Below are 3,204 nucleotides of genomic sequence, written 5' to 3'. Positions count from 1 at the left end.
GTTGCCGGGGTCATTGATTTTTATGTAGTTCCATCCTGTTACAAATGGCGTTACAGTGAGTTCAATTTCCAGGTCGTTCAGACTAACCGGACCATCAACTGTTGCGCTATTGGCCTGATAAACGGGAGCAACGATTCCACTTGAGTAGTAAAGTGCATCCGGAATGTCGTCTGTATCCGGAATATCATTCACAAGGAAGTCGCCAATGCTGTCGTCCAGCGGGCCATAAACCCTGACACCCTTAATCAACTCATGGACATTCACCTCACTAATCAGGCTCAGATCGGGGTTACCATAACTGCTTAAGTGGTTCACTGATACTTCGTAGGAGATGAAGTGACCCAGCAAGGTGCTGGTAAACCACCACTGCCCTACCCTGATGTCTCCGCCTGGAATGTCGCCAAAGTCAACATTAAGCAGTCCAAGTTGTGTAGGCTGGCCACTCAGGCTTGAACCTACAATGTTGAAATCGATCAGCAGGCCTTTCTCATTCTCGATAATCTCGGGCTGCGCCGATTCGATGTTCACACTAAAGGCTGTTCCGGCGCCGCGGTTGTCAATCATCACCGCCAACTCAGCCGGAATCATCGGCTCGATAGGCTCGGTCAATGCATCATCGCCATAAATGTCGCGCTGCATAAAGTAATCGATGTACAAATCAGGACTTGGATTGACCTGCAGGGTCACAGGGAACAATGGTTGCTCAAAAATCTCCCCGGTAAACGGATCTAAATAAGACAACGTTCCACCAAAGGAATAATACCTGGGAACATCAGGTGCAGCGCCGCGCTCGGGAATAAAGAGAATCACGGCCGTTCCTTCCACCTGAGCATCGAGCACTCCGCTGCCGTCGATGCCCGTGATCTGATTTAGCGACTGAGTGTTGATCTGAAATAAATCATTCCGGATAAAGCCTTCCTCATCCTTGATTTCGAGATCCAATAAAATGTTCTCCATCGCATCCGTATCGTGCCCGTTGAAAATGGTCAAAGTACCCTCAAAAGCTTCACGCGTCATAGTCAACTGTTGAGAAAACTGAACCGTAACAGTAGCACAAACTGCACTTGATTCTTCTTCTGTGTAACCTGCAACAATCTCGTATGCAGCGTTGTATAAAGCCTCTATGGATGAATAGCCACGACCTATGGCGTAATTGAGCGCGGTATCATAACTCAGGGTGTAATTGTAAAGCAGCAAGGTATCAATAATGTTTGGATAATCGGGTGTCGGAGAATAAAATCCCAGATCCCATGCTTCCATCGAAGTATTCCAACGACTGAAAAAGCCCTGAATCTCGCTTGGCGGGATATCAGAATCAGCAAAAGTATTCAGCAACTCAGCCTGCCTGATGGCATCAACTGCTATCTGATTTTCAAGATTGTAAAACACCGAGTCATTAAAAATTCCAAAGCTTTCGCGTTCCATTAGTAACTCATTTTGATAAATCTCGAGGGCAATATTCTCAGTGGCAGCAAAACCCTTATCAACATAGTACATATCTTCCTCAGCCTGAACCAACTCTGGCGGACCTTCTTTACCAACAGATTTATTGAAAAATGTATTATTGATTTTACAACCAATAGACCAACCAATATTCCATGCACATTTCAACTTTTTCAACAGGTCTTTGAGTGGCTTGATAATTGCCCAGGCATCGCTGAGTTTTCCATCTAACCCAATTTGGGCTCCACCGATACCAATATTTGGTATGGGTGAACAACTCCAAAGCGCATTCAGAAATTCAGCCAGGCAGGGATCACAGCCAACGTTGCTTTGCTGATAAGGAACAGTAGGAATTTCAATCGGATCCACTATTCCTCCACCACCAGGACCACCAGGACCACCCGGACCTCCGCCACCACACCACCAGCACCATCCACCGCCAGGTCCACCCGGACCGCCAGTACCACCACAGTATCTTCCTTTATAATAGACAGTTGCCATAACAAGTCGCAACTGATCATCAGGACCACATTCAAATTTATAACTTCCAATAGCAAAATCAGAGCAATTAGAGCTACGACCTGAAGATTTATTTGGGTCTCTGCGCTGAACAATTACCGGTATTTGTACCGCCGATTGTGGCAGGATATCAAGCATATTTACGTTGGCAATAAATTCATATTCATCATCCTCAGGGAACTCCACCACAACATCCTGGGCTGTGATCAATCCATGGTTGGTCATTACCAGGATAAATGGGAATACCTCTCCGAAATTTAATTGCGGGATGGTATCAGGCATGCTCATTGTCACTACCGGCGCCGGCACATTCGTTTCAAATACGGCTACCAGCGTGATTTCGTATTCATCCTCAATTGTTGTAGGAACAACCTGCCAGGAATAAGTAATCGCCTGGAAAGCAATGAAGACCACTTGTGTGGTGGTAACGGCCTTCTCGACATAAATCAGATTCTGATAATTGGCATGTTGAGGTGCTGATACCCTCAGGTTGTAATATCCTTCATTGATATCCTCTGCAAGGAAATGCCCGTTTGCATCTGTTGTTCCCTGCCTGATAATCTGCCCTGTATAAGGATGGGAAAAAACAACTGTTGCGCCCTCTAAGTGTGGGGCGGCTTCGGTATTGTAGGTATATTCGTCCACCACATCCACAAGGAAATTTCCGGTTTCCAGCGAAACAGGTTCAAAAGAGAACGGAAGGCCGACACTGTTGGAGTTCGTACCCGAGAGCGCAATTTGCCCGGTAATCGGGTTATTCAGCTGAAGGTCATTACCCGGGATCAGTTTTAGCGTCACTACGGCAGACTGCCCGGGGGCAAGCGATGCAATGGTGCTGTTATTATTTGCCAGCGACATCCAGTTATTTTGCGGTAATAAAACGCTGATCACACCGGTGGAATCAAGGCCATTGTTAGTTACCTGAAACTCGGCATAATTAATTGCTCCGCTTACCATAGTCTTGTTCAGAGATACAGGATTGAGTTTAAGATTTCCCATGGTTGCCCTTGAGTAGAACCATGCACTGAATCTGTACTTTGTCCCTTCAGATGAAGTAAGTTGCAGCTTGACTTCCTCATATTGACTGCCGATGGTAATCTCATTTGCAGTGATGGAGTAACTCATCGTTGCCAGCGAATTACCCGGTAAATTGGCTACCGGGGTGAAGTTCACGTCACACCCGGGAGGACCTGATAAAACCTCGAGTTGCAGGTTGTTCAAATCAAGTCCGCTAAAGTTCTG

General features: G+C 46.3%; 1 protein-coding gene. It reads right to left on the bottom strand.

What is annotated here, in order from left to right; translation table 11 throughout:
- Window positions 1-3,204 (bottom strand): carboxypeptidase regulatory-like domain-containing protein (locus tag IH598_17150; GenBank protein MBE0640244.1); only part of this gene is annotated, 3,204 nt, incomplete at both ends.

The organism is Bacteroidales bacterium, from assembly GCA_014860585.1.
Classification (GTDB): Bacteria; Bacteroidota; Bacteroidia; order Bacteroidales; family 4484-276; genus RZYY01.
The sequence above is the reverse complement of the archived record's forward strand: the minus strand, read 5'-3'. Positions and strand labels throughout refer to the sequence as shown.